We start from the raw sequence: 23,403 nt of genomic DNA on the forward strand, positions 1-23,403 counted from the left end.
CATTTATAGTCGCATTTTACGCATGACCCATACATATCTAAAGGCCCATTTCCATTCTATGGTATGGGACACTCCTTTCAAGGCACTTGCGAATGTTTCTAGCTCCCTCTTTCTAAATCCTTTACTAATAGAAATAAGGCCGTCTATCTTAGCAACTTTTGTTTTAATAAAAATAAGGCTAAAAATCTGGAACAAATAATACGCTAGTCTACTTCGTTGTAAGTCATTGACCACTATACCGATAGCGGATAGTTTTATAAATTGACGAATAAACTTTAGTATATCCACATCTTTAAAATGATGCATGGTCAGCGTAGTAATGACAATGTCTACCCTGAAATCAGAAAAATCATCGCTTAAAATGTTCTTTTTAGAATAACTGATCTCGGGATATGTCTCGGAGGCCTTCCGCGCAATTTCCAAAGCATCTTCACTTAGGTCTACCCCTATCAATTTAACGACTACCTGTTCTTTTCTGGCCTTATCCGCTAGTAAACGAAGCATGTTACCGTCCGCACAACCCATGTCTAAAATCGTATACGATTCTCTCCTGTTCTCTCTAATCAGCCTAAAAACAGCGTCTACCGTAATTGAATTTCCTCCAAGGATTTTATTTACCCTCGTAATATCCTTCAACACGGCCTTTAAGGTTTCTTTGCTCCCATCATAGTTGTCCATGATTTCTTCTCGCTCACTTCGCTGCTTAAAATTCATCCTCATATAATTGGTTTGCCATGTGTTTTGCTGATTATATAGCGTAGCACTTTTCCGGAGACGCTCGCTAGTGCTACGCCACTATTGACCCATTTTTTATGCAACAACACCTGCTGTAATTTGCGCCCGTACCAGAGTCTTTTCTTAAAAGTGGTGTTCCAACGTTTGCTGTATTCCTGTTCTAAAACGGTGCGATCTCTACTGGCACTTTCAAAGAAGGTGCTGATGCAGTTCGATGCCAACTTTGCACTATGAATAGCCATTGCCATTCCGTTTCCACATAAAGGATGAATAAGACCCGCAGTATCCCCACACATTAAGATATGGTTCACTATCGGCTTCTTTTCCTCAAAGGCGATCTGCGCAATGGTCAAAGGTTTCTCGAACAGGGCTTCCGATTCATGAAAAAAATGTCTTAAGTTCTTGTTCTGGGCGACAATCTTTTGGTTGAACTCTTCTATGTTCGGATATTTCTTAAAGGAATCATAATGCGCTAAATAGCAGAAATTCACAGCACCACTCTCGGTTTTGGAGAGTCCGCCATAGCCCCCGGGAAAATTATGCAATGCGACCAAGTTATCCGGAAAATCCGGAGTGCGATAATGTCCCTTTACCGCTAACCAAGAATGTTTTTGAAAGCTGAAGTCCCGCTTTAGGGATTTATCCAAGGCATCCCGTTTGCCATAAGCGCCGATTACGATAGGCGAATTATAAACCTCGGATTGCGCACGGACTTGAAATATATCGTTTTTAAAATCGATGCTGGACACCTTGGCAAAAATGAACGCTACCCCTACTTCCAGCGCTCTTCTATAGAGGGTATGGTCTAGCGTGTACCTACTGATACCAATGCCTCCTAGAGGGAGTTTGGTCTGCGCCACACGACCGCTTGTAGCGCTGATTTGAAAATCGGTAACGGGTACGGCCCCAGCCTTGTCCAATGCTACTCCGAGTGACTCTAGATAAGGCACTACTTCATTGGAAACATATTCCCCGCATACTTTGTGATGCGGATATTGATTGGGCTCAAAGACCAATACCACATATCCTTTGCGAGATAGGGCTATAGCGGCGGTAAGCCCGGCTAGTCCACCACCAACAATGACAACATCATATTCCTTCACCCCGTGAAAGTAACATCTTTCCAAAAAAAATCCCCGCTAGTGCGAGGATTTAATTTACCGTATTTTAAAATATTATTGTTTTGTTTGCTCTATGGCTTCCTCTTTAAGCTCTTCGCTAGCAACAATTGCCAACTCAACTCTCCTATTCTTGGCCTTACCATCGCTAGTGGTATTATCACCTACAGGCTGTAATTCTCCGTACCATTTGGTGGAAAACCTGCTAGCGGAAATACCTTTTGCTACTAAATAATTGGTAACAGATTCCGCACGTTGCTTAGAAAGGTTCATGTTATAATCTTCCGCACCTGCACTATCCGTGTGCCCTTCTACCAAAATATTGGACTTTGGATATTCGTTGAAAATTCCTGCCAGTTTATCCAAGGTAGTTGCGGAAGTTCCCTTCACACTAGATTTATTGGTGTCAAAATAAACACCCGCATCTTCATTAAAGGTAACATTGATACCTTCTCCTACCCTTTTTACTTCTGCACCAGGTATTTCCTCTTCTATACGTTCTGCCTGCCTATCCATACGGTTTCCGATATAGCCACCGGCAGCACCACCTATAGCAGCTCCCAAAATAGCGCCTAGGGCAGTATTATTTCCGTTACCGATATTATTCCCGAGGACACCACCAATAACTGCGCCTCCTGCTGCTCCTATTACAGCTCCTTTTTGTGTTTTATTTGCGTTCTTAACTGTACTACAGCTTAGCACTAAAGCTAAGGTTACCACAATACTTGCACTTCTTTTAAAAATACTTTTTATCATTATATTTAGTTTAAAGTAGATTTCTATTATTTTTTTGTGAAGTCATATACGACGGTAACCGTTTCACCATCGACCATGACGTTCGATTTTAATTGCATGGACTGCTCGGTCAAGCTTTCAATGTTCAAACGGTATCCAAGACCACCTGAAATATCCTTGCGTTTTTCATCGATAAATTTAAACTGTAATTGACTGGAATAGTTTTCATCACGCTCTACTACGGACCATCTGATAAAACGGTCTCCTCCGTTACATAAGGTAGAAGGTGCTATCGTATAGCGACCTGTACTATTATTGTCTCGAAAGAACCAATCGCTTCCTTCTAAGCAAATATCTTCCACATCATTGAACATGGTTGCTTTGAAGTTCCCAGTGTTGTTTGCAAAAGAGACATTATCCAATGTCCAAGAACCGCTTAAAAGATTTCTTTTTCCTCTGGTGTCCTTGGATACGGAGCAAGAAGCTAACATGAATACACTTACTCCTAAAAGTAATAGTATTTTTCTCATAACTTATTTAGATTTATAGTTAATCTTATATACGTTTCTATTTAAAGATTGGACGTATTGATAGATTAAATTATTATTAATGTGATGCAAAGATGATACATATTAAGGGTGTCTATTGACCTTATTCGTACGGATGTTAACGGATTCGCTAATAGGCCAACAAGGCCAACAAAGCTGCTTCAAATTTTGATTTGGCAAGATAATTACGCTCCAGTTCCGCATTAAAGGGTATGGGCGTTTCCATACTGGCGACTCTTTTAATGGGTCCGTCCAGGTATTCAAAACAGTTCTCCATCACCAAACTGGAAATGTCACTTGCAATACCGCCGAAGAGACTATCTTCCTGAAGGATAATTAATTTCCCCGTCTTTTTTACGGAACTGTAGATACGCTCCATATCCAGTGGAACTAGCGTCCTTAAGTCAAGAAGGTCGGCCTTAATATCCTCGTTCTTATCCAAAGTTTCCAGTGCCCAATGAACACCTGCGCCATAACTTACTATGGTAATAGCATCACCCTCACGGAGTATAGAAGCCTCACCAAAAGGAATCGTATAATGATTGGTCGGCACCTCTTGGTATACACTTCTGTACAATCCTTTGTGCTCAAAGAACAGCACTGGATTTGGGTCTTCAATCGCCGTGGACAATAAACCCTTGGCATCCGTAGGAAATGCGGGATAGACCACCTTTAACCCCGGAGTCTTGGCAAACCATGCCTCATTGGTCTGCGAGTGAAAAGGACCGGCGGCCACACCGCCCCCACAGGGCATACGGATAACAACATCGGCCTTTTCACCCCATCTATAGTGGGTTTTTGCTAAATAATTTACGATGGGATTAAATCCGCTGCTCGCAAAATCGGCAAACTGCATTTCCATCACCGCCTTCATTCCGTTAATGGAAAGTCCCATGGCGGCAGCAACTATGGCCGATTCACAAATGGGCGTATTCCGAACACGTTCTTTACCAAAAGCAGCTACAAAACCATCCGTTATTTTAAAAACGCCACCGTATTCCGCCACATCTTGCCCCATAATAACCAGATTATCATGCTTTTCCATTGCGCCCCGAAGTCCATCGGAGATGGCATCCACCAGTCGGATATTCTTGGTGTGTATATTAGGTGTAACATCTTCTAAATCAAAATTAAAATAGACATCACTTAATTCTTTACTTTCATCAAATACAATAGCCTCTTCTTCATAGGCTTGCTGCAAATGCGCATCAATTTCATCACTAATAGTTGCCCTTATCTCTTTTTCCAAGGCATCATTTAAGAGTTTGTGCTCTTTTAAATAATCCGCAAAATTATCCAAGGGGTCCTTTTGCGCCCATTCCTCCAGGAGTTCCTTTGGCACGTATTTGGTGCCGCTCGCCTCTTCATGACCTCGCATTCTAAAAGTCTTAAACTCTAAAAGTACGGGCCTTGGATTGGCGCGTATGTCCGTGCAAAGTGCATTTACTTTGGTATACACCTCTAAGATGTTATTTCCGTCAATGATATGTGATTCCATACCATAACCCGCACCTTTGTCGGCCAAATGTTCGCATTTATACTGCTCCTCTGTAGGTGTAGAAAGTCCGTAGCCATTGTTCTCGATACAGAACAGTACTGGTAAATCCCATACCGCCGCAACATTAAGCGCCTCATGGAAATCTCCTTCGCTGGTTGCCCCTTCGCCGGTAAAGACCGCCGTGACTTTATTTTCTCCACGCAGTTTATGCGCCAAGGCAATACCGTCTGCCACTCCTAATTGTGGGCCTAAATGGGATATCATACCTACGATATTATATTCTTGGGTACCAAAATGAAAACTTCTATCCCTACCATTGGTAAAGCCGCTAGCTTTGCCCTGCCATTGCGAAAAAAGTCGGTACAGCGGAATCTCTCGAGTGGTAAATACGCCCAAATTACGATGCATTGGCAATATATATTCTGAAGCATGTAAGGCGCTGGTGACCCCTACGGAGATGGCTTCTTGACCAATACCGCTGAACCACTTAGATATTTTACCCTGCCGAAGTAGGATCAACATCTTCTCCTCTATCATCCTAGGTTTAAGCATGGCCTTGTACAGCATCAGCTTCACGTCATCCGTTACCTTAAATTTTTTGTAATCCATCGAATTAAAAAGCGTTTAAATACATATAAATATAACAAAGAAGCAAGTTAGTAATAGTATTATAACAATGTGTGAGCTAATCAATAATTTGTAATTTTACCAAAACAAGCAAAGAAAAAAGCATGAGTTTAGTGCCAAGCGTGGATTTATCGGATTTTATTTCCGGTGATGATGCAAGAAAGAAAAAGTTCATTCGGGAAATTGGAAAGGCTTTTGAAGAAATTGGATTTGTAGCCTTAAGCGGCCATTTCTTATCGGAAGAACTGGTGGAAAATCTATATGATGAAATAAAAAAGTTCTTCGCGCTTCCGCAAGATATCAAGGATAGTTACGAAATTCCGGGAATTGGCGGTCAGCGTGGATATACTTCCTTTGGTAAAGAACATGCTAAGGGTAGAAAGGAAGGTGATCTAAAGGAATTTTGGCATTTTGGACAGTATGTTACCGATAACCCTGAGTTAGACGAGGAATATCCTGACAATGTCATTGTTAGGGAGCTTCCTGACTTTAATCAGGTGGGTGAGGAAACGTACAAGATGCTGGAGAAAACAGCGCGTTATGTGTTGCGAGCCTTAGCCCTTCACCTTCATCTTGAAGAAACCTATTTTGATGAATTCATCACCAATGGTAATTCAATTTTAAGGCCTATACACTATCCGCCCATTACATCGGAACCTAAAAATGCTGTCAGAGCGGCTGCACATGGCGACATTAATTTAATCACCTTGTTAATGGGTGCTCACGGAAAAGGCTTGCAAGTGAAAAATCATAAAGGGGAATGGATCGATGCCATTGCCAGACCGGACCAGCTAATGATCAACGTAGGCGATATGTTATCGCGACTGTCCAATAACAAGCTTAAATCCACCATACACCAAGTAGTGAATCCTCCAAAGGAACTTTGGGGTACTTCAAGGTATTCCGTACCGTTCTTTATGCATCCCATAAGCGAAATGCCCCTGAATTGTTTGGAGAATTGTATAGACGAAGCGCATCCAAAACAGTTTGAGGACATTACCGCCGGAGAATTCCTGCACGAACGTTTGATAGAGCTTGGACTTATAAAAGAATAAGAATGGACCTGAAAGATCAACTAAAAAATCTATTTCCGGACCATACACCAGAGGAAACACCTCAAGAAGCACCTAAGAATAACATTTGGGTGCAGGAAGACCCTATCATCTGTAAGTATGAAAAACGTAAGGGTAAACCCATTACCATTTTAGAAGGATATACCGGTACGGATAAGGATTTCAAGAAATTAGCCAAAGAACTGAAGACCAAATTAAGTGTGGGCGGTAGTTTCAAGGACGACAAAATTATTATTCAAGGAGATTACAGGGATAAAATTATGGCCATGCTTGTGGAAAAAGGATTTAAGGTAAAGCGTGTAGGGGGCTGATTGAATTGGTCTTTATGTTTTAACCCAAGAGGGTTGCGTCTTTTTATGTTAAATTCTTTTGTTTTTTTACTTTAAACCTTACATTTAACTATTAGAACCTAAACCAAACTGGAAATGAGTCCCCTACTGCATATAACTAACGGAGACAGCTTCACAGAGCGTCTAAAATCACTAGATCTTAAAGGAGATATCATCACCTGGCGAGAAATGCTGTGCGAAGGTAAAACCTTAACTACGGTGGGGAGTGAATCTTTTTGGAAAACCCGATATGAATTTCTTCATAAGAACTTCAAGGTCTCCAAATCTTGGTTTATTGAAAAAACCCTGAAAGAATATCGGTCTTTGTGCAATCATAAGCAACAGGACCATATTGTACTTTGGTTCGAATACGATTTATTCTGTCAAATAAACATGCTCGCGGTAATTAGCTGGCTTCTGGCCAATAGAAAATACGCGCAGATTTCCTTGGTTTGCAGTGGTAAAGAGGATGAAACGGATAAGTTGTACAGCCTAAACGAACTTTCCGATGAGCAACTTAGACGTTTGTATGACAAGCGAACAGTATTATCCCAGGACGATATAGAATATGCAGATTACGTATGGCAATTGTACTGCAGCAACAACCCTATTCGTCTGGAAAACTTGACGGATTTTGAAAACTATAATTTTAATTATCTCGGAGACGCTATCAAATCTCACCTTAAAAGATTTCCAAGCATCGGTAATGGCTTAAACCATATGGAAAATAATATTTTGGAGCTTGCCGTACATGAGCGACCAAAAAATAAGGCTGGTTTACTGAAGACCGTGTTGGAAAATCAGGGTAACCTTGGTTTTGGAGATTCGCAATACGAAAGAGCCATCAGCAGGTTAAGACCCCTGTTCAATACCTTCAATCCGGTAAGATTATCCAAAAAAGGAAAAGAAATTCTAGAAGGAAAGACCAACTATTACTCCGTTATCCAAGATAATGACGTGTATTTGGGTGGGGCCTTAAAGTATAATTTTCTCTATAACACCATTTCGGACCGCATATTAAAGTTATAATATGCCACTAAGCCCCGCTGAGCTTATCCTGAATGACGACGGTAGCATTTACCACCTCAATTTACGACCAGAAGACATTACCACGCATATTATAACGGTTGGCGATCCTGACCGTGTTGCGGAAGTATCCAAACATTTTGACCTTATCGAATTGAAAAAGGGAAAAAGGGAGTTTCTCACCCATACCGGAACTTTCAACGGAAAACGCATCAGTGTAATCTCTACAGGTATAGGAACCGATAATATCGATATCGTTTTAAACGAGTTGGATGCCCTAGTGAATATCGATTTCGAGACAAGAACTGTCCGTTCAAATCGTATACGATTAAAAATAGTACGCGTGGGTACTTCCGGTGCCATACAACCTGATATTCCCATAGATTCTTTTTTAATGAGTCGCTATGCCATCGGTTTTGATGGACTATTACACTTCTATAAGAATGACTTTACAGCGCATCAAGGATTTGAAGACGCCTTTATGGCCCAGACCAATTGGTCCGGCTCAAAAGCTAGGCCCTATGTGGTCGAATTTGATAGTGATTTAGGTGCCCATTTTATTGAAAATCATATACGATTAGGCATAACCGCAACCAATACAGGGTTTTATGGGCCACAAGGCAGGTCGCTTAGACTTGCTATAAGTGATGAAGACTTTATGAAAAACTTAGCCGACTTTAACTATGAAAATAAGCGTATCACCAACTTGGAAATGGAGACCTCGGGCATTTATGCCCTATCTAAATTGTTGGGGCACCAAGCAGTTTCATTAAATTGTATTTTGGCCAATAGGGCCACTGGTGAATTTTCAGAGAATCCAGCTAAATCCGTGGAAGAACTCATTAAATTCGTATTACAAAAATTGACTAACACGTGAAAACGGTAAAAATTATAGGAGTACCCGAGCATTTTAATCTTCCTTGGCATTTGGCGATTGAAGAAGGTGCTTTTGAGCAACGTGGAATCGACTTGCAATGGACGGATGTACCCGAAGGAACCGGAAAGATGTGTCAGCTGCTAGCAGATGAACAAACGGACTTGGCAATCATCCTTACTGAGGGCATCGTGAAGAGTATTACCGAAGGGAATCGCTCAAAAATTGTACAGGAATACATAGCTACACCGTTACTGTGGGGAATACATGTTGGAGCGCAAAGTGCCCACCAAACTATTGCTGACCTTAAGGACACCAAAGCCGCTATCAGCAGATACGGTAGCGGAAGCCATCTCATGGCCTATGTACACGCTCAAAACAATCTGTGGGACCTGGACGCCCTTCAGTTCGAGGTTATCAATAACCTTGATGGTGCTGTTGATGGACTAACCCATGGTAAGGCCGATTATTTTATGTGGGAACATTTTACGACCAAACCCTTGGTAGATGACGGTACCTTTAGACGTTTGGGAGATTGCCCTACCCCATGGCCCTGTTTTATGATCGTAGGTACGGAAAAGTTTTTGAGTGGTAATCCAAGAATCCTACACCACATATTAGAAATCATCAATATGTACACTAGGGATTTCAAGCATATACCCAGCATAGACCGCACATTGGCAAATCGCTACCAACAAAGATTAGAAGATATACAAGAGTGGATGACGTTAACGCAATGGAGCCAAGAGCAACTGACAGTAACCGCTTTGGCAAAAGTCCAAGATACGCTTATGCGCTTAGCTTTGATCGATGATATAAAACCTTCAGATAATTTTCTACTGTAATCACCGGTCTATGCTGGCGTTAAAGAAAAGTATTTGCTGATTAATTTCTTGAAAGTAGCATCCGATAATGGTTTTTGAGAGAAATCCGCAATGTAAGGATTAGCGGTTGCCTTGGCTTTGTCTTCAGCGTTATCACTAATTGTAACTAAAACAATCACAATTTGTTCTTTCAACTCCTGAGGTACTTGTTCCTCGTACATTTCCATAAATTTCCAACCGTCTACAACCGGCATTCTTAAATCTAACATTACCATACAGGGCATAGCTAGGTGGTCTACACCTTTATCTAGGATGAAATCTAGGGCCTCCTGACCGTTTAAAGCGGCATTGACCTCCACTTCCAACCCTAATTTATTAATGAATATGGAATGAAGAAAGTTACTGGCCTCGTCATCGTCCACCAATAGAATTGATTTTAAATTGTCGAATTTTCTCATAGCTAATAAGGTATAAATTTTAAACGTCAGAAATTACGTTAACAAAAATACTAAAAAGTCTTATGTAGAAAACTTACCAGTCTATGATTTTATTGCCTAAACCTGATAAAATTGCATTCGTTTTTGAAAAATGTTGGTTACCGAACCAATATCCACGATTTGCACTTAGTGGCGAAGGATGTCCAGAAGTAAGGATATGATGTTTATCGCCATTGATGAATTTAACTTTCTTTTTGGCAAATCCGCCCCAAAGCAAAAATACCAATTGTTCTTTTTCTTCGGATAAGGCCTTGATAACTGCATCGGTAAACCTTTCCCAGCCTTGGCCCTGATGACTGCCTGCTTCGTGTGCCCTTACTGTCAGCGTAGCATTAAGTAGTAATACGCCCTGATTGGCCCATCGCTCTAAATTACCACTTTGAGGGTACGGTACGCCTAAGTCGGTCGTAATCTCCTTGAAAATATTGATAAGTGAAGGCGGATGCGAAATGCCATCCTTCACTGAAAAACATAGACCATTCGCCTGACCAGGTCCGTGATACGGGTCTTGCCCTATAATCACAACTTTTGTTTGGTCGAACGGACAATGGTCAAAAGCCGCAAAAATATCGGCACCGTTGGGATAGCAGGTATGCGTTGCGTATTCTTCCTTTACAAAGCTTGTTAAACTCTTAAAATAGTCCTGCTCAAACTCATTTTGCAGTTTTTCTTTCCAACTGGGATGTATTTGTATGGACATGATGTAATTTATGGTGCTAAGCTTCTAGCCTTCTGGTAATGTAAAATTAGTCAAAATTCAGGCGTTTATTCCATACATGTCCCGTTTGAAATGAATGGATTAAAAGTTTAACTTCGTAATCGTCCAAGATACGAAGCCCTTAGCCCGTTAGTACCTTGTTTGGATAAACAAACCCTTTTAAAAAAACGAATGACTCACGTTTTAGTAGCACAAATGAAGCAATTCACTGAACTATCTTCAGAGGAAGTTTTGGCCATTTAAAACCTGAAGAACGCTATGTAAAACTACGGAAAGAGCGATCTAATCTCATCCAAAGGGTCCCACAGTATCAAATCGCAAGCTACCTTGGCCTTAATCCACAATCGCTAAGTAGAATACGAAAAAGGCTGGTCCGCTAAAACAAAATTTCTACTCGATAATTGAGCGTAAAAATGCCACAATCTAATTTACTGCGTAAAGGTCATTTATTAACTTAAGTGAACGATTTTTTAAAGGTTTCTCGCTTTATTTTGCACTAACCAACCGGAACGTAAACCATATTTTTATTGTACGTTTTACTTGGTCATCATTAATAAAACAATACGTTGTGCATATAAAAACGAAACTATCCGCGCTTTGGGTGGTAGTAATGCTGAATCTTATTTTTGCGGATATCCTTTCTATCATGGTTCAATTGATAGACCAAAGCGCTCTAGAAATAATGGGTGATGATGTGCGATTAACTATGGCCATTGCCGCGGTAATTACCAACATACCCATACTCATGATTTATTTTTCGCGTGTATTACCGTACAGAATCAATCGTTTGCTGAACATCATAGCAGCCATCTTGACGTTGATATTCGTAATCGGAGGCGGAAGTACCCTACCACACTATCTTATCTGTGCAAGTATTGAGGTAATGCTGTTATTATTCATTATCTATAGCGCCTATCAATGGTCGTCCACTAAATAAGGCACTTTGTTTTCTAAACAACAAATTACCTAGTGATGCTATAATCTCCACTAGTTACCTAATGGGTAATTGGTTATTTTTATGCCAGCTGTTCATTACATCTCTAGGGAAATGAATTGGATAAAACCAGTAATATATTGGAGGGAAAAATTGAGTTTATTAGTAGTCTTGGAAAGATTTCTTTCTTTTTAATGGTGTTGTTTTCTATATTTCTAATCACCGTAAAGACTAAGAGAAGACTACCTAATTACCTATTGGCAACAATGCTCTTATTAGTAGCGTTTGATTTAACCGGTTTCTTTGCATGGAAGTGGATGTCGGGTAGTGATGTATTGGTAATTCTCAAGACCGCTTCGTCACTTTTACAGATGCCGCTATTCTTTTTATATTTGGTATCCGTCTGTTATGCTAATTTCAAATTAAGGCCGGCACATCTGCTTCATGGCGTAGTATGCCTCCTATTTATTTTCATATTTAGCCTGACCAACATTTCAGAGAGGTCGGTATTCTGGTTTGAAATTACAGGAGAACTACAATGGGCTGTTTATATGCTTGCCTGTTTTAGGGAACTCTTTCGCTACGAAAAGATACATCAAGAAAACCATTCCTTTCCCAATTCCAAAGCGTACAAATGGCTATTTCAATTCGCCGTCATTTCGACTATAGCACATAGTCTAGTTACTTTTAGATGGTTGTTTTCGGCCTTTAACTGGGAAATCGCCGTATTGAACCTCAATATAGGTATTAGTATCTCCATTCTATTGATTACGGCTTGGTTTGTGTTCAAAGCCTTACACAATCCTGATTTATTTACTGGAGTTGCCACTAAACTTAGACCTTTAAAGGCCAAAATAAAGAGCGGAGACGCACTACATCAGGATGACTTCAACCAAAAGAAAAAGGAGAAACTACTCATTTATATGGAGCAAGAAAAACCTTACTTGGACTACGATTTAACACTTCAGAAATTGGCCTTTCAAATTGATATCATAGATAAAGAGCTTTCCATACTTATTAATCATCACATTGGACAGCACTTCTTTGATTTTGTAAATGAATATCGTGTTAATGAGGCAAAACGATTACTTGGAAATCCGGATAAAAAAGCACTTACCATTCTAGAAATCCTTTATCAAGTGGGTTTTAATTCTAAATCTTCATTTTATACAGCCTTCAAAAAAATAACCGGAAAAACCCCTGTTTTATATAGAAAGGAACGCTTGCAGCAGGAAAGTCCGACCAAAAAATAGTCCGACTTTCTTTATTCGGACTTTTAAAATTATCAAACCCGTCATCTTAGTTGAAACTAAAAAAAATAAGAGTGATGAGATTCATACAAATTATAGTACTCATTTTGTTGGTAAATATCATGAACGGGCAGACAAAGCTTCCAGAGCTAAAGGGCTTAGATAAGGATATTAATAAATTAATAGAACAATACAAAGCGGTAGGCCTATCCGTTGCCGTGGTAAAGGATAATAAAATAATCTACTCAAAAGGTTTTGGATATAGGGACTTAGAACAGCAGTTACTAGTAGATGCACAGACTGTTTTTCCCATAGGTTCGGTCACCAAGGCTTTTACTGGTGCTCTTTTAGGTATTCAAGAAGCTAAAAATCAGCTTTCGTTAAAGGAAAAACCCTCCCTTTACGTTCCAAACCTAGCGTTTTACTCGGATGAGATGAACAATCTTATCGCTATTGAAGATTTACTTAGTCACAAAAGTGGTATAGGCAATCAAGGCACCACAGAAAGATTTTTCCCCAGCACCGACAAACTAGAAGTTGTACAGCGTTTAAGATTCTTAAGGCCGGAAGGTGAGGTTAAGAATAGTTTTGAATACAGTAATATGGCTTATGCACTGGCCGGGACCATAACGGAACAGGTCACTGGTAAAAGCTGGGAAACCAATATTCAAGAAAATCTTTTTGAGCCTTTGGTGATGCCTAATTCTTTTACAGGCTTAGCTGAAATGAAAAAAACTAAAAACTACGCCTTGCCCTATGGTCTCTATCAAGAAAAAATAGAACAAGTCTCATTTGAAAAATTTTATTCGGTAAGTCCAGCAGGTGCAATAAAGAGTAATGTACTGGACATATCCAACTGGATGCTGACCTGGCTTAACAAAGGTAAATTCAGTGAGCAACAAGTAATTCCATCAGAATACGTAGCTAAGGCAACCCGTCTTCAGAACATAAAACCGGGTGTTTATGAGCAAGATTCGTTTTTATATGGTGATGGTTTTGGTTGGCGCCTACGTTCTAGCTATGGCCATTACCGAATAGACCATGGCGGCAATACCTACGGCTTTAGTTCTAATCTTATTCTTTTCCCTTTGGACGGAATTGGCGTAATAGTACTTACCAATCAAGATAACTCGCTCCTACCCTACATGGTGGCGGACAATATTATACGAAGATTGTTTCAATTAGCCCCGGAACCAGAATACCCTGTTGTGGTAACTGATATATTTAAACCAAGTCCCTATAATCCGCTAAATAAAGATAAGATGCCAACCCATCCTCTGAGCAGCTACACAGGTAACTATACAGCAGATGGGTTTGGTAAACTTGAGGTGGTTCTTAACGATAATAAGTTGGTAGCAATACTCCCCACTTTTAAATTTCAGTTGGAACATGTCAATTATAACACCTTCTACCTAAAGCCTACAACGGATTTTAAAGATGTCTTTAACCCGCAGTTTACTGTTAAATTCACAATGAATACCGAAGGTAAAATTGCTGTACTAGAGATGTATTCACAGAAAGAGCCCGTCAGTTTTACAAAAGAATAGGAGATGACTAAAAAAAGAATGCTATAAAATTTGAAATCCATTACCGTGTAATTTAAAGGAGGCGCTTTTCTTCGCAAAAGCCATAGTTGGCTTTTTAGATTCATTAAAGGATTTCAATTTTAAGTTATCTTTGATTATCAAGTGATTACATTCCACTTTGAAAAATCTAGTATGAGAAATGCAATAATATTCCTGTTCTTACTATTTGTAACATCAGTCTTTTCACAAGATACTGGGTATAATGTTTCTTCCTACCTAACAGCGGGTACCAAGGCACCAAAAACACATTATATTGGAGAAGCCTGGTTGAACGCTATTATTCACGATGATGCCGAATTGGGCTATAATATTACCACAGCTACCTTTAAAGCAAATTCTACCTTAGATTGGCATAAGCATAGTTCTGCACAAGTTTTGATTATTGTAGCGGGAGAGGCCTATTATCAGGAGAAAGGAAATGCACCTATAATTTTGAAAGAGGGTGACGTTATTAAGTGCGTTAAAGACGTAGAACATTGGCATTCTTCCACCAAAACCAGTGACGTAACCTATCTAGCATTGTATGGAGGCGACCAACCAACAACTTGGACCGAGGTCGTGACACAAGAATATTACGACGAGGTGGCCCTAAAATTGAAAAAACAATGACTTTTGCCACTATTTTTAAGATTTAACCACCTAAACTAATTTGGTAAAGATTTTCAAAAACTCCTTAGACTTATGCTGTTCTCATTCTTGAGAGGCCAAATAAATTACAGTATCTTTCTTCGCTAATTAGTAATATTAAAGAGATACATATAATTTAGAACTTTATATCAATTATTTCCTATGCGTACCATCAAATCTTTGCTTCTACCTGGTCTAATTTTCTGTACGACCCTTGGCTTTATAGTAGGTTGCACGGAGCAAGTCAATACCACAGCTGCAAAAAAATCCGAAAACCTCGTCAATCCTGAAGATTGGCCCGCTATTAAAGCGTTACCCTTGGACCCCAAGATTGAAGCGCAAATTGATGAGATATTGCCCAAATTAACTTTAGAACAGAAGGTAGGACAGGTAATTCAAGCCGATAATGCTTCGGTTACCGTGGAAGAGGTTAAAAAGTATCGCTTAGGTTCCGTTCTAAGCGGCGGTAATTCAGCACCCGGTCCACTGCCCTACGCGAACACCAAGGAGTGGTTGGAGTTGGCGGATGCCTATTACAACGCTTCCCTTGACACGACCGGTGTTGAAATAGCCATTCCTACGATTTGGGGTATTGATGCCGTACATGGTCATGCCAACCTTAGCGGCGCAATTGTATTTCCCCACAATGTTGGGCTTGGGGCGATGCGCAATCCAGACCTTATAGAAAAAATCGCCAATATTACCGCAAACGAGCTTACCGTCTCGGGTCACGATTGGACCTTTGCACCCACTCTAGCGGTCCCACAAGATATACGTTGGGGCCGTAGTTACGAAGGCTTTTCCGAGGACCCAGAAATAGTCGCATCCTACGCCGGTCGTATTGTTTACGGATTACAAGGTCGTTTCGGCGAAGATAATTTTATGGGCGCTGGTAGGGTTATTTCCAGTGCAAAGCATTTCTTGGCCGACGGAGCAACCGAAAACGGTGTGGACCAAGGGGACGCTTTGATCAGTGAGGAAGAATTGCGAAAAGTACATGCTGCCGGATACTATGAGGCCATACCGGCAGGAGTCCAAACGGTAATGGCTTCTTTTTCTAGCTGGCAGGGTAGAAAACTCCATGGTGACAAGGAACTACTGACCGATGTTTTGAAAGGGCGCTTAGGATTTAACGGTTTTGTTGTGGGCGACTGGAACGGTCATGGGCAGGTTACCGGTTGTACGAATACGGATTGTGCTCAGTCTTTAAATTCGGGTCTTGACATGTTTATGGCCCCCGACAGTTGGAAAGGCCTCTACGAAAGTACCCTGAACCATGTAAAAAACGGAGTGGTACCCATGGAGCGCTTAGATGATGCGGTACGCCGTATCCTACGAGTAAAAATCGCTTCGGGCATATTTACCAAAGGAGCGCCCAGCACTCGGAAATATGCGGGAGACGAAAGTATTTTGGGACTTCCTAAAAATAGGGCAATCGCAAGACAAGCCGTACGCGAATCCATGGTTTTACTCAAAAACAATAATGGCGTATTGCCGTTAGACCTTACGAAAACCATTATGGTCGTGGGTGACGGAGCCAATAGTATTTCCAAAACCTGTGGTGGCTGGACGCTCTCGTGGCAAGGTACGGGCCACACCAATGACGAATTCCCTAATGGCGAAACCATACTCGATGGAATTAAAGAAGCTGTTGGTGAAGCGGGTGGTCAAGTAATTTTTTCAGCGGATGCAGAAAGTAACCAGACCGCTGATGTGGTTATTGCCGTTTATGGTGAAGACCCCTACGCAGAGTTTCAAGGGGACCGCAAAAATCTGGATTTTGTACCCAACGGTTTTGATACGGGTAAACTCGCTAAATTTCGTGAACAAGGTATTCCCGTCGTTTCCGTTTTTCTTTCTGGCCGTCCTTTGTGGAGCAATCCCGAGATAAACTTGTCGGACGCCTTTATTGCAGCCTGGTTGCCGGGCAGCGAAGGTGGTGGCGTATCGGACCTCTTGTTCCAAAGAGACCCGTCTTACGATTTTACAGGGCGTTTGTCGTTCTCATGGCCAAGCACGGCAGTGGTAACCGATAACACCGCTAATCAAGATGCGGAAAGGTTGTTTGAACTGGGCTATGGACTTAATTATGAAAGTAAGGACATTGTGGAGCAACTCCCAGAAGCATCTGGCCTAGAAAATAGTGAGGTAGCCTCAACAGGGGTATTTTACGCCAAAGGCGCGCCGGTTGCTCCGTGGAGTTTATGGCTTAAATCAGGAGATTTGGATAAGCAAATAGCGAGTTTCCCAACGTCTGTTGGCGGATTGATCGTTAGTAAGACCGACCATAAGGCGCAAGAAGATGCGTTACGTATCAATTGGACCACATCCGGTAATAATCAGCTGCGATTAACTGCTGCCGCTCCTGCGGATATGGCCCGCGAAAGCAATGGGGCTATGGAATTGACCTTCTCGGCAAAATCCATGACCAAAAGCGATGCGATGGTTAAAATTGGTATGGGCTGCGATAAGAGTACCGCTTGTGAGCAAACCCTTGACATCAATATTGTCGCAAACGCATGGAAAGAATACCGTATTAGCCTAAGTTGTTTTTATAAATTAGGCGTGGATATGAGTAAAATCCGCACAGCATTTATGATTACCGCGGATGAAGGCGTAGAAATTGGACTGGGCACTATTCGTCTTGAATCGGACATCGATGCGAAGCCCGGATGTGACGGGAAATAATGGCTTTCTATTTTTTAAACTAGGCAACAACGAACTATTCTGTTAGTTGTTGCCTAGTCTGTTCTATGGTAGGGATGCTTTACGACTTATGTCAACTTTAATCCACTAAGCTCTTGACATACAAATTTGGAAAGGATATATTCGTTACTTGTGTTGAACATATTTATTATGGAAACTTCATTTAGCCTTCTGTTTACAATACATAAAAATTAAAATTAAAGCAATCCATATAAATTGATTAAGATGACCAGAATATATTCGATATGTCTTTACTTGATTCTATTAAATTCTTGTAAGGATACCATAACTGAAAATATCGCTTACAATTATCCAAAAATCGAAAAGCAAAGTGTAAAAGAAGAATATTGTGGTATCGAAATCACTGATGACTATAGAAATTTAGAAAACCTTAAAGATTCATCGGTAATAAATTGGTTTAAAGAACAAGAAAAATTCACAAAAAATTTTTTAAATAAAATAAACGGGAGGGATGAATTGTTTGATAGAATGAAAGGATATGCGTCCAAAAATGAATTTGAAACTTATTTCATAAGAGTATTAACAAATGGGAATTACTTTTATTTGAAGCATTATGCTGAAGATAATGCGCCGAAATTATACATGAAACGGTCATTAAAAAACGATGATGAGATTCTTTTTGACCCAAAAGATTATGAAAAAGGTAATGATGAAAATTTTACTATAAGGAGTTATGCACCTAGTTGGGATGGTAAAAAAGTCGCGATAGCGCTGACATCTGGAGGTAGAGAATTCTCGGAAATACTAATTATTGATGTCCTTTCTAAAAAAATTCTCGTGGAAGGTATACCCAATTTTTGGGGAAATTTAACATGGTTGCCTGATAATAGAGGAATAGCTTTTATGGCCCTTGCAGACAATTTTGAAAAATCTGCTGATCATTTTAAAAATATGAATGTTAGTATTTACAAATTAGGGTTACCAGCTTCTAAAAAAGAAATAGTTTTAAGCAAAGAAGTAAACCCAGAACTTCATATGACCGTTTCTGATATTCCAGTGGCAAACTTTCACAACCAAACCGACAAGTATATCATTACAGATATTTCTGGTGCAACTGCCTATGCAGACCATTATTATTGTCTTTCCTCAAACTTTTTTGAGCAAAAAGAAATAAATTGGAAACCGTTGGCAAAGAAAAATGATAAAATCAAAAAAATAAGAATTTATAATGATTCAATTTTCGCATTAACTGCTATCAATAATGAAAGTTTTGAGATTGTTACAAAAGGTCTTAAAAATATTGATTGGAATAAAATAAAGGTAATTGTTACACCAAAAGAAGGAGAGGTAATTGATGATTTTGAAATAACTTCAAAAGGTATTTTTTTCACAACACTTTTGAACGGGGTAAAAGCTAAACTTTATAAATTTAAAAATGGTAATGTCACTGAAGTAAATTTACCGATTGATGCTGGTTATGCATCCATTTCTAACTTATCCCCATATCACTCTGAACTTTGGTTAATAACTATGGGCTGGCTCAATAATTATGAAAGGTTTAAGTATCAACCTGAAAATGAAGACTTTTTGTCTGAAGAAATATCGCCGGTTGCAGATTATCCAGAATTTGAAAATTTTTCCGTTAAAGAAGTTGAAGTTACTGCTCATGACGGAGAAAAAATACCATTATCAATAATCCATAACGGTAAGATTAAAAAGAATGGAGAAAACCCGACTCTAATGATTGCCTATGGCTCATACGGCATTAGTTATGAGCCCTTTTTCAATACCGATTGGCTAACTTGGGTTGAATATGGAGGGGTTTTAGCCATTGCCCATGTTAGAGGTGGTGGAGAAAAAGGAAATACTTGGTACGAAGGAGGAAAAAAGGAAAGTAAACCAAATACATGGAAAGATATGATTTCATGTACGGAGTTTATGATTGAAAAAAACTATACTTCTAAGAATAGAACTATAGTCAGAGGAGGTAGTGCTGGTGGAATCATGGCTGGTCGCTCGATAACGGAAAGACCAGATTTATTTGCAGTAGCTATGATAAGGGTTGGTGTTTTAAATGCATTAAGAAATGAAGATGGTCCAAATGGTGATAATAATGTTAAGGAATTCGGCTCATACAAAAACCCCGAAGAATGCTTGGCTTTATTAGAAATGGACTCCTATACCAAGATTGAAAAAGGTGTTGATTACCCTGCAACCATAATTACTGCGGGTTTAAACGACCCAAGAGTTGTTTCATGGTCACCTGGGAAGTTCGCTGCACGTTTACAAGAATTGAGTACTTCTAATAACCCAATATTATTCTATGTCCAATCTGATGGTGGACATGGATTTGACGCAGGAAAGTGGAAAGCGATAAAAGAAGAAGCAAATCTTTTTGCTTTTGCCTTCTGGCAGGTGGGACATCCAAATTTTGTTTTAACTCATTAGTCAATGATTATTAGTAACAACAAAATAAATTATTGAACGAACAAAATCTTATTTTATCTGAAACATCAAGACTTCAAGATTATCGATTCTAAAACCTGATTTTTTGAGCTTTTTATTACCCATATAAAAGATAGCGGATTATCCTTTAAGCTTCGGGATTGTCAAAGTCTTGGCCTAAGCGCAGAAACTCACGATATTTAAGGCTATTACTATTTATAACCATAACATCAATTTATTGGGAATTTGATTTGAGATGAACGAGATTAATTACTAATAAATACTCAGTAATCACAGTTTTTAACTATTTGCAATTTATTTCTAAATCAGTGTAAATAGTCTTATTCAAAGAGGACAACAAAACCTTTCAATTCCTAATCTCAGACCCAATCCGTACCTTTGCCGCTCCTTAATGCATAAAAGTGGCTAACATACATACCAAAACGCTCCAAGACTTAGAGTTCCCTACGGTTTTACAACAGGTGGCTAGCCGTTGCAATACCGAGTTGGGCAAGGAGGCCGCCATGAAAATAGAGCCTTTGCCCACCAAGCAAGAAATACTTAAGGAACTGGGAAAGACCTCGGAATACCTAGGCTCTTTCATTAGTGAAAACCGTATTCCAAACCATGGTTTTGACAGCATTAGCAACGATTTAAAGCTGCTAAAGATTGAAAATACCACTTTGGAGCTTTCGGGGTTTCGGCGTATTGCCAGTCTGTGCAATACCGTGGCAACGCACCAAAAATTTTTTAAGAAATTTAAAGAATATTATCCCTTACTGTACGAGTCCGCCTCAACATTGGAGACCAATACGGAAATTCCGCTCCTTATTAATGCGGTAATTGACCGCTTTGGGGAAATCAAGGACAATGCCTCCGACACCTTATTGAGCGTAAGACGACAGATGAACCACGTACGCGGTAAAATAAGCCAAAGCTTTGGGAGTGCGCTGGCCACGTACCAGTCATCGGACTATTTGGACGATATTAGGGAGTCTGTCGTGGAGAACAGGCGTGTTCTTGCCGTTAAGGCCATGTACCGCAAGAAAATTAAGGGAGCGGTCATGGGTACTTCAAAAACAGGCAGTATAGTTTACATAGAACCAGAGGCCGCCTTAAAATATAGTAGGGAACTGAATAATCTGGAATTTGAGGAGAAGGAAGAAATCCAACGAATCCTGAATCAGCTTACCTATCAAATAAGACCATTTAGAGGGCTTTTAAGCGATTATCAAGATTATTTAAGCCAGATTGATGTTACAGCGGCGAAAGCCAAGCACGCGCAAGATATTAACGCCATAATGCCCAATAGCAATGAGGAAAGCCGCTTGTACCTCCGAGATGCATATCATCCTTTGTTATTTCTGAGAAATAAACGTAAGAATGAAAAGACCTTTCCACAGACAATAGAACTGCACCCGGAAAACCGCATCATCGTTATTTCCGGACCCAATGCCGGTGGTAAAAGCATCACGCTAAAAACTATTGGCCTGCTTCAGGTGATGGCACAGAGTGGTTTGCTGATTCCCGTGCACGAGCGTAGCGAGATTTGCTTTTTCGATAAGATTTTAACGGATATCGGGGACAACCAATCCATTGAAAATCATTTAAGTACGTACAGTTACCGCTTAAAGAACATGAACCAGTTTTTAAAGCGCTGTAACGACCGTACCTTGTTCCTTATCGATGAGTTTGGAACAGGGAGCGACCCCGAACTGGGCGGTGCCTTGGCCGAAGCCTTCCTAGAGGTTTTCTACGAGCGTGGTTCCTATGGTGTAATCACCACCCACTACGCCAACCTAAAAGCTTTAGCGAACGAACTTCCGCACATCAGTAATGCGAATATGCTTTTTGATGGTAAAACTTTGGAACCAACGTTTCAATTAATATTGGGTCAGGCCGGTAGTTCCTTCACTTTCGAGGTGGCGCAGAAAAACGGTATCCCCTACTCGCTTATCAACAAGGCGAAGAAGAAGATAGAGCGCGGTAAGGTGCGTTTTGATGCCACTATTGCCAAATTACAGAAAGAGCGCAGTAAAATGGCGCAAACCGGTTCTCGATTGCAAGAAGAGGAATCCAAGGCAAGGGAGGAAGCGGCCCGATTGGAGAAGCTGAACGCCAAAATAAAATCCAAACTAGAGAATTATCAAGAGCTGTACGACCATGACCAGCGGATGATACAGCTGGGTAACAAAGTAAATACAGCTGCTGACAAATATTTTCAGGATAAAAAGAAACGCCCTTTGGTTTCAGAGTTACTACGTATCGTAGAGACCGAAAATAGTAAGCGTAAAAAGAAAACCGCTAAACAAGCCAAGGCAGACCGTTCCAAAAAGGTGCAAGTAGCACAAGAAGTGCAGAAAGAGGTAAAGGTTATTCGAGAGAAAAAGAAGGTGGAAAAGAAAAAGGCCATCATTAAGGAAAAGAACAAACCAAGACCTGTTTTTAAGCTAGGGGACCGTGTGCGTATGCACGATGGTAAGGCAGTTGGCAGTATTGACAAGCTAGAAAAAGGAAAAGCGACCGTAAACTATGGCATGTTTACTACCAATGTGAGTGTGGGACAATTGGAATTGGTAGAACGCAAGAAGTGAGAGGCTAATAAATTTGATTATCAAGTGGTTGTATTAAATCGTATACGATTTTAATGTTTTGGATAAGAATGATATTAAACCTATCTTGTTATAAATCCTCAACTTCTAGAAACCTCCAAAACAGTTTCTTAAATCCATTATAAAATTTAGGTGTTGCACCTCTCCTGGCGTATCTTTGTAACGTGGATGAAAACAAGAAAATTATTCTTTTTGACGGCATTTGCAATCTTTGCAATGGCTTTATTCAGTTTGTTATCAAACGTGATACTGCGGACACCTTTCGCTATGCTTCCCTCCAAAGTGAAATTGGTCAAAAACTGGTATCCGAGCGTGGAATCGATACCGCACGAATTGATTCGGTCGTTTTAATTGAACCGGGAGTTGCCTACTACATCAAATCGGACGCTGCATTACAAATCGGTAGTCACCTTAAGGGTTTTCGAACCATTTCAAGAATTTTATACTTGATTCCTAGTGGTTTACGAAATATCATATACGATTTAATCGCGCGCTATCGCTATGCCTGGTTCGGAAAAAAAGATGCTTGCATGATTCCGACACCGGAACTTCAGTCCAAATTTCTATAAATCCGCTCGCTGTTGGTCTCATTTTCCAACATACAGACCAAAGCCCTTTATTTTAGATTTGAATTAATCGTATACGATTTAAGCGGTCTTTACAACTGGTATAAGGTCTCA

20 protein-coding genes are annotated in these 23,403 nt (G+C 40.2%); 13 read left to right on the top strand and 7 right to left on the bottom strand.

Annotated features, from left to right (window positions below; genetic code table 11):
* Positions 1-3 precede the first annotated feature (3 nt).
* From BFP77_RS15885 to BFP77_RS15905, 5 genes are all read right to left on the bottom strand, one after another.
* Complete coding sequence (locus BFP77_RS15885; RefSeq protein WP_257213001.1) at positions 4-714, bottom strand: methyltransferase domain-containing protein; 711 nt, start codon at positions 712-714, stop codon at positions 4-6.
* A gap of 2 nt (positions 715-716) precedes the next feature.
* Positions 717-1,838 carry an NAD(P)/FAD-dependent oxidoreductase gene (locus BFP77_RS15890; RefSeq protein ID WP_099575027.1) on the bottom strand — a complete coding sequence of 374 codons (1,122 nt, stop codon included), beginning with the start codon at positions 1,836-1,838 and terminating at the stop codon, positions 717-719.
* Between the two features lie 72 nt (positions 1,839-1,910).
* Positions 1,911-2,609, bottom strand: coding sequence for an OmpA family protein (locus BFP77_RS15895; RefSeq protein ID WP_099575028.1), 699 nt, complete (start codon positions 2,607-2,609; stop codon positions 1,911-1,913).
* A gap of 26 nt (positions 2,610-2,635) precedes the next feature.
* Positions 2,636-3,118: a lipocalin family protein gene (locus tag BFP77_RS15900; RefSeq protein ID WP_099575029.1), complete on the bottom strand. Its 483-nt coding sequence runs from the start codon at positions 3,116-3,118 to the stop codon at positions 2,636-2,638.
* A gap of 148 nt (positions 3,119-3,266) precedes the next feature.
* Entirely contained in the window at positions 3,267-5,243 is a 1,977-nt protein-coding gene (locus BFP77_RS15905) for an alpha-ketoacid dehydrogenase subunit alpha/beta (RefSeq protein ID WP_099575030.1), read from the bottom strand.
* Positions 5,244-5,365: 122 nt separating this feature from the next.
* Here BFP77_RS15905 and BFP77_RS15910 point away from each other — a divergent pair, with 122 nt between their 5' ends.
* The 5 genes from BFP77_RS15910 (at position 5,366) to BFP77_RS15930 (ending at position 9,408) form a co-directional block, all read left to right on the top strand.
* A complete protein-coding gene (locus BFP77_RS15910; protein ID WP_099575031.1) occupies positions 5,366-6,316 on the top strand; it encodes an isopenicillin N synthase family dioxygenase in 951 nt (316 codons plus the stop codon).
* 2 nt (positions 6,317-6,318) lie between these two features.
* The gene (locus tag BFP77_RS15915; RefSeq protein WP_099575032.1) at positions 6,319-6,645 is read left to right on the top strand and encodes a translation initiation factor; all 327 of its coding nucleotides are present in this window, start codon (positions 6,319-6,321) and stop codon (positions 6,643-6,645) included.
* 114 nt (positions 6,646-6,759) lie between these two features.
* Positions 6,760-7,692 carry a DUF1835 domain-containing protein gene (locus BFP77_RS15920; protein ID WP_099575033.1) on the top strand — a complete coding sequence of 311 codons (933 nt, stop codon included), beginning with the start codon at positions 6,760-6,762 and terminating at the stop codon, positions 7,690-7,692.
* A 1-nt stretch (position 7,693) separates the two neighbouring features.
* Complete coding sequence (locus tag BFP77_RS15925; protein ID WP_099575034.1) at positions 7,694-8,566, top strand: nucleoside phosphorylase; 873 nt, start codon at positions 7,694-7,696, stop codon at positions 8,564-8,566.
* A complete protein-coding gene (locus tag BFP77_RS15930) occupies positions 8,563-9,408 on the top strand; it encodes a substrate-binding domain-containing protein (protein ID WP_099575035.1) in 846 nt (281 codons plus the stop codon). Before BFP77_RS15925 ends, BFP77_RS15930 begins: the two co-directional genes overlap by 4 nt.
* A gap of 8 nt (positions 9,409-9,416) precedes the next feature.
* On the opposite strand, the gene BFP77_RS15935 is transcribed toward BFP77_RS15930, so the two are convergent.
* On the bottom strand, positions 9,417-9,845 hold the full coding sequence (locus BFP77_RS15935) for a response regulator (protein ID WP_099575036.1): 429 nt from the start codon (positions 9,843-9,845) through the stop codon (positions 9,417-9,419).
* A 73-nt stretch (positions 9,846-9,918) separates the two neighbouring features.
* On the bottom strand, positions 9,919-10,584 hold the full coding sequence (locus tag BFP77_RS15940) for a uracil-DNA glycosylase (protein WP_099575037.1): 666 nt from the start codon (positions 10,582-10,584) through the stop codon (positions 9,919-9,921).
* 586 nt (positions 10,585-11,170) lie between these two features.
* On the opposite strand from BFP77_RS15940, the gene BFP77_RS15950 reads away from it, so the two are divergent.
* From BFP77_RS15950 to BFP77_RS15985, 8 genes are all read left to right on the top strand, one after another.
* Positions 11,171-11,539 carry a DUF6326 family protein gene (locus BFP77_RS15950; protein WP_143751928.1) on the top strand — a complete coding sequence of 123 codons (369 nt, stop codon included), beginning with the start codon at positions 11,171-11,173 and terminating at the stop codon, positions 11,537-11,539.
* Between the two features lie 137 nt (positions 11,540-11,676).
* Positions 11,677-12,789 (top strand): helix-turn-helix domain-containing protein, encoded by a 1,113-nt coding sequence (locus BFP77_RS15955; RefSeq protein WP_143751929.1) that lies wholly within the window; start codon positions 11,677-11,679, stop codon positions 12,787-12,789.
* A gap of 74 nt (positions 12,790-12,863) precedes the next feature.
* Positions 12,864-14,333 (top strand): serine hydrolase, encoded by a 1,470-nt coding sequence (locus BFP77_RS15960; RefSeq protein WP_099575040.1) that lies wholly within the window; start codon positions 12,864-12,866, stop codon positions 14,331-14,333.
* 171 nt (positions 14,334-14,504) lie between these two features.
* The gene (locus tag BFP77_RS15965) at positions 14,505-14,981 is read left to right on the top strand and encodes a cupin domain-containing protein (protein ID WP_099575041.1); all 477 of its coding nucleotides are present in this window, start codon (positions 14,505-14,507) and stop codon (positions 14,979-14,981) included.
* Between the two features lie 180 nt (positions 14,982-15,161).
* On the top strand, positions 15,162-17,687 hold the full coding sequence (locus BFP77_RS15970) for a glycoside hydrolase family 3 protein (RefSeq protein WP_099575042.1): 2,526 nt from the start codon (positions 15,162-15,164) through the stop codon (positions 17,685-17,687).
* 243 nt (positions 17,688-17,930) lie between these two features.
* Positions 17,931-20,114 carry a prolyl oligopeptidase family serine peptidase gene (locus BFP77_RS15975; protein WP_099575043.1) on the top strand — a complete coding sequence of 728 codons (2,184 nt, stop codon included), beginning with the start codon at positions 17,931-17,933 and terminating at the stop codon, positions 20,112-20,114.
* Positions 20,115-20,533: 419 nt separating this feature from the next.
* The gene (locus BFP77_RS15980; RefSeq protein WP_099575044.1) at positions 20,534-22,705 is read left to right on the top strand and encodes an endonuclease MutS2; all 2,172 of its coding nucleotides are present in this window, start codon (positions 20,534-20,536) and stop codon (positions 22,703-22,705) included.
* Between the two features lie 182 nt (positions 22,706-22,887).
* Positions 22,888-23,292, top strand: coding sequence for a thiol-disulfide oxidoreductase DCC family protein (locus BFP77_RS15985; protein WP_257213002.1), 405 nt, complete (start codon positions 22,888-22,890; stop codon positions 23,290-23,292).
* Positions 23,293-23,403: the final 111 nt, after the last annotated feature.

Origin of the sequence: Maribacter sp. 4U21 (assembly GCF_002742365.1) — a bacterium.
Lineage (GTDB): Bacteria > Bacteroidota > Bacteroidia > Flavobacteriales > Flavobacteriaceae > Maribacter.

Coding starts and splice junctions, on each gene's coding strand:
- BFP77_RS15885 (WP_257213001.1), bottom strand. CDS start 714: ATGAATTTTAAGCAGCGAAGTGAGCGAGAAGAAATCATGGACAACTAT.
- BFP77_RS15895 (WP_099575028.1), bottom strand. CDS start 2,609: ATGATAAAAAGTATTTTTAAAAGAAGTGCAAGTATTGTGGTAACCTTA.
- BFP77_RS15900 (WP_099575029.1), bottom strand. CDS start 3,118: ATGAGAAAAATACTATTACTTTTAGGAGTAAGTGTATTCATGTTAGCT.
- BFP77_RS15905 (WP_099575030.1), bottom strand. CDS start 5,243: ATGGATTACAAAAAATTTAAGGTAACGGATGACGTGAAGCTGATGCTG.
- BFP77_RS15910 (WP_099575031.1), top strand. CDS start 5,366: ATGAGTTTAGTGCCAAGCGTGGATTTATCGGATTTTATTTCCGGTGAT.
- BFP77_RS15915 (WP_099575032.1), top strand. CDS start 6,319: ATGGACCTGAAAGATCAACTAAAAAATCTATTTCCGGACCATACACCA.
- BFP77_RS15920 (WP_099575033.1), top strand. CDS start 6,760: ATGAGTCCCCTACTGCATATAACTAACGGAGACAGCTTCACAGAGCGT.
- BFP77_RS15925 (WP_099575034.1), top strand. CDS start 7,694: ATGCCACTAAGCCCCGCTGAGCTTATCCTGAATGACGACGGTAGCATT.
- BFP77_RS15935 (WP_099575036.1), bottom strand. CDS start 9,845: ATGAGAAAATTCGACAATTTAAAATCAATTCTATTGGTGGACGATGAC.
- BFP77_RS15940 (WP_099575037.1), bottom strand. CDS start 10,584: ATGTCCATACAAATACATCCCAGTTGGAAAGAAAAACTGCAAAATGAG.
- BFP77_RS15960 (WP_099575040.1), top strand. CDS start 12,864: ATGAGATTCATACAAATTATAGTACTCATTTTGTTGGTAAATATCATG.
- BFP77_RS15965 (WP_099575041.1), top strand. CDS start 14,505: ATGAGAAATGCAATAATATTCCTGTTCTTACTATTTGTAACATCAGTC.
- BFP77_RS15970 (WP_099575042.1), top strand. CDS start 15,162: ATGCGTACCATCAAATCTTTGCTTCTACCTGGTCTAATTTTCTGTACG.
- BFP77_RS15975 (WP_099575043.1), top strand. CDS start 17,931: ATGACCAGAATATATTCGATATGTCTTTACTTGATTCTATTAAATTCT.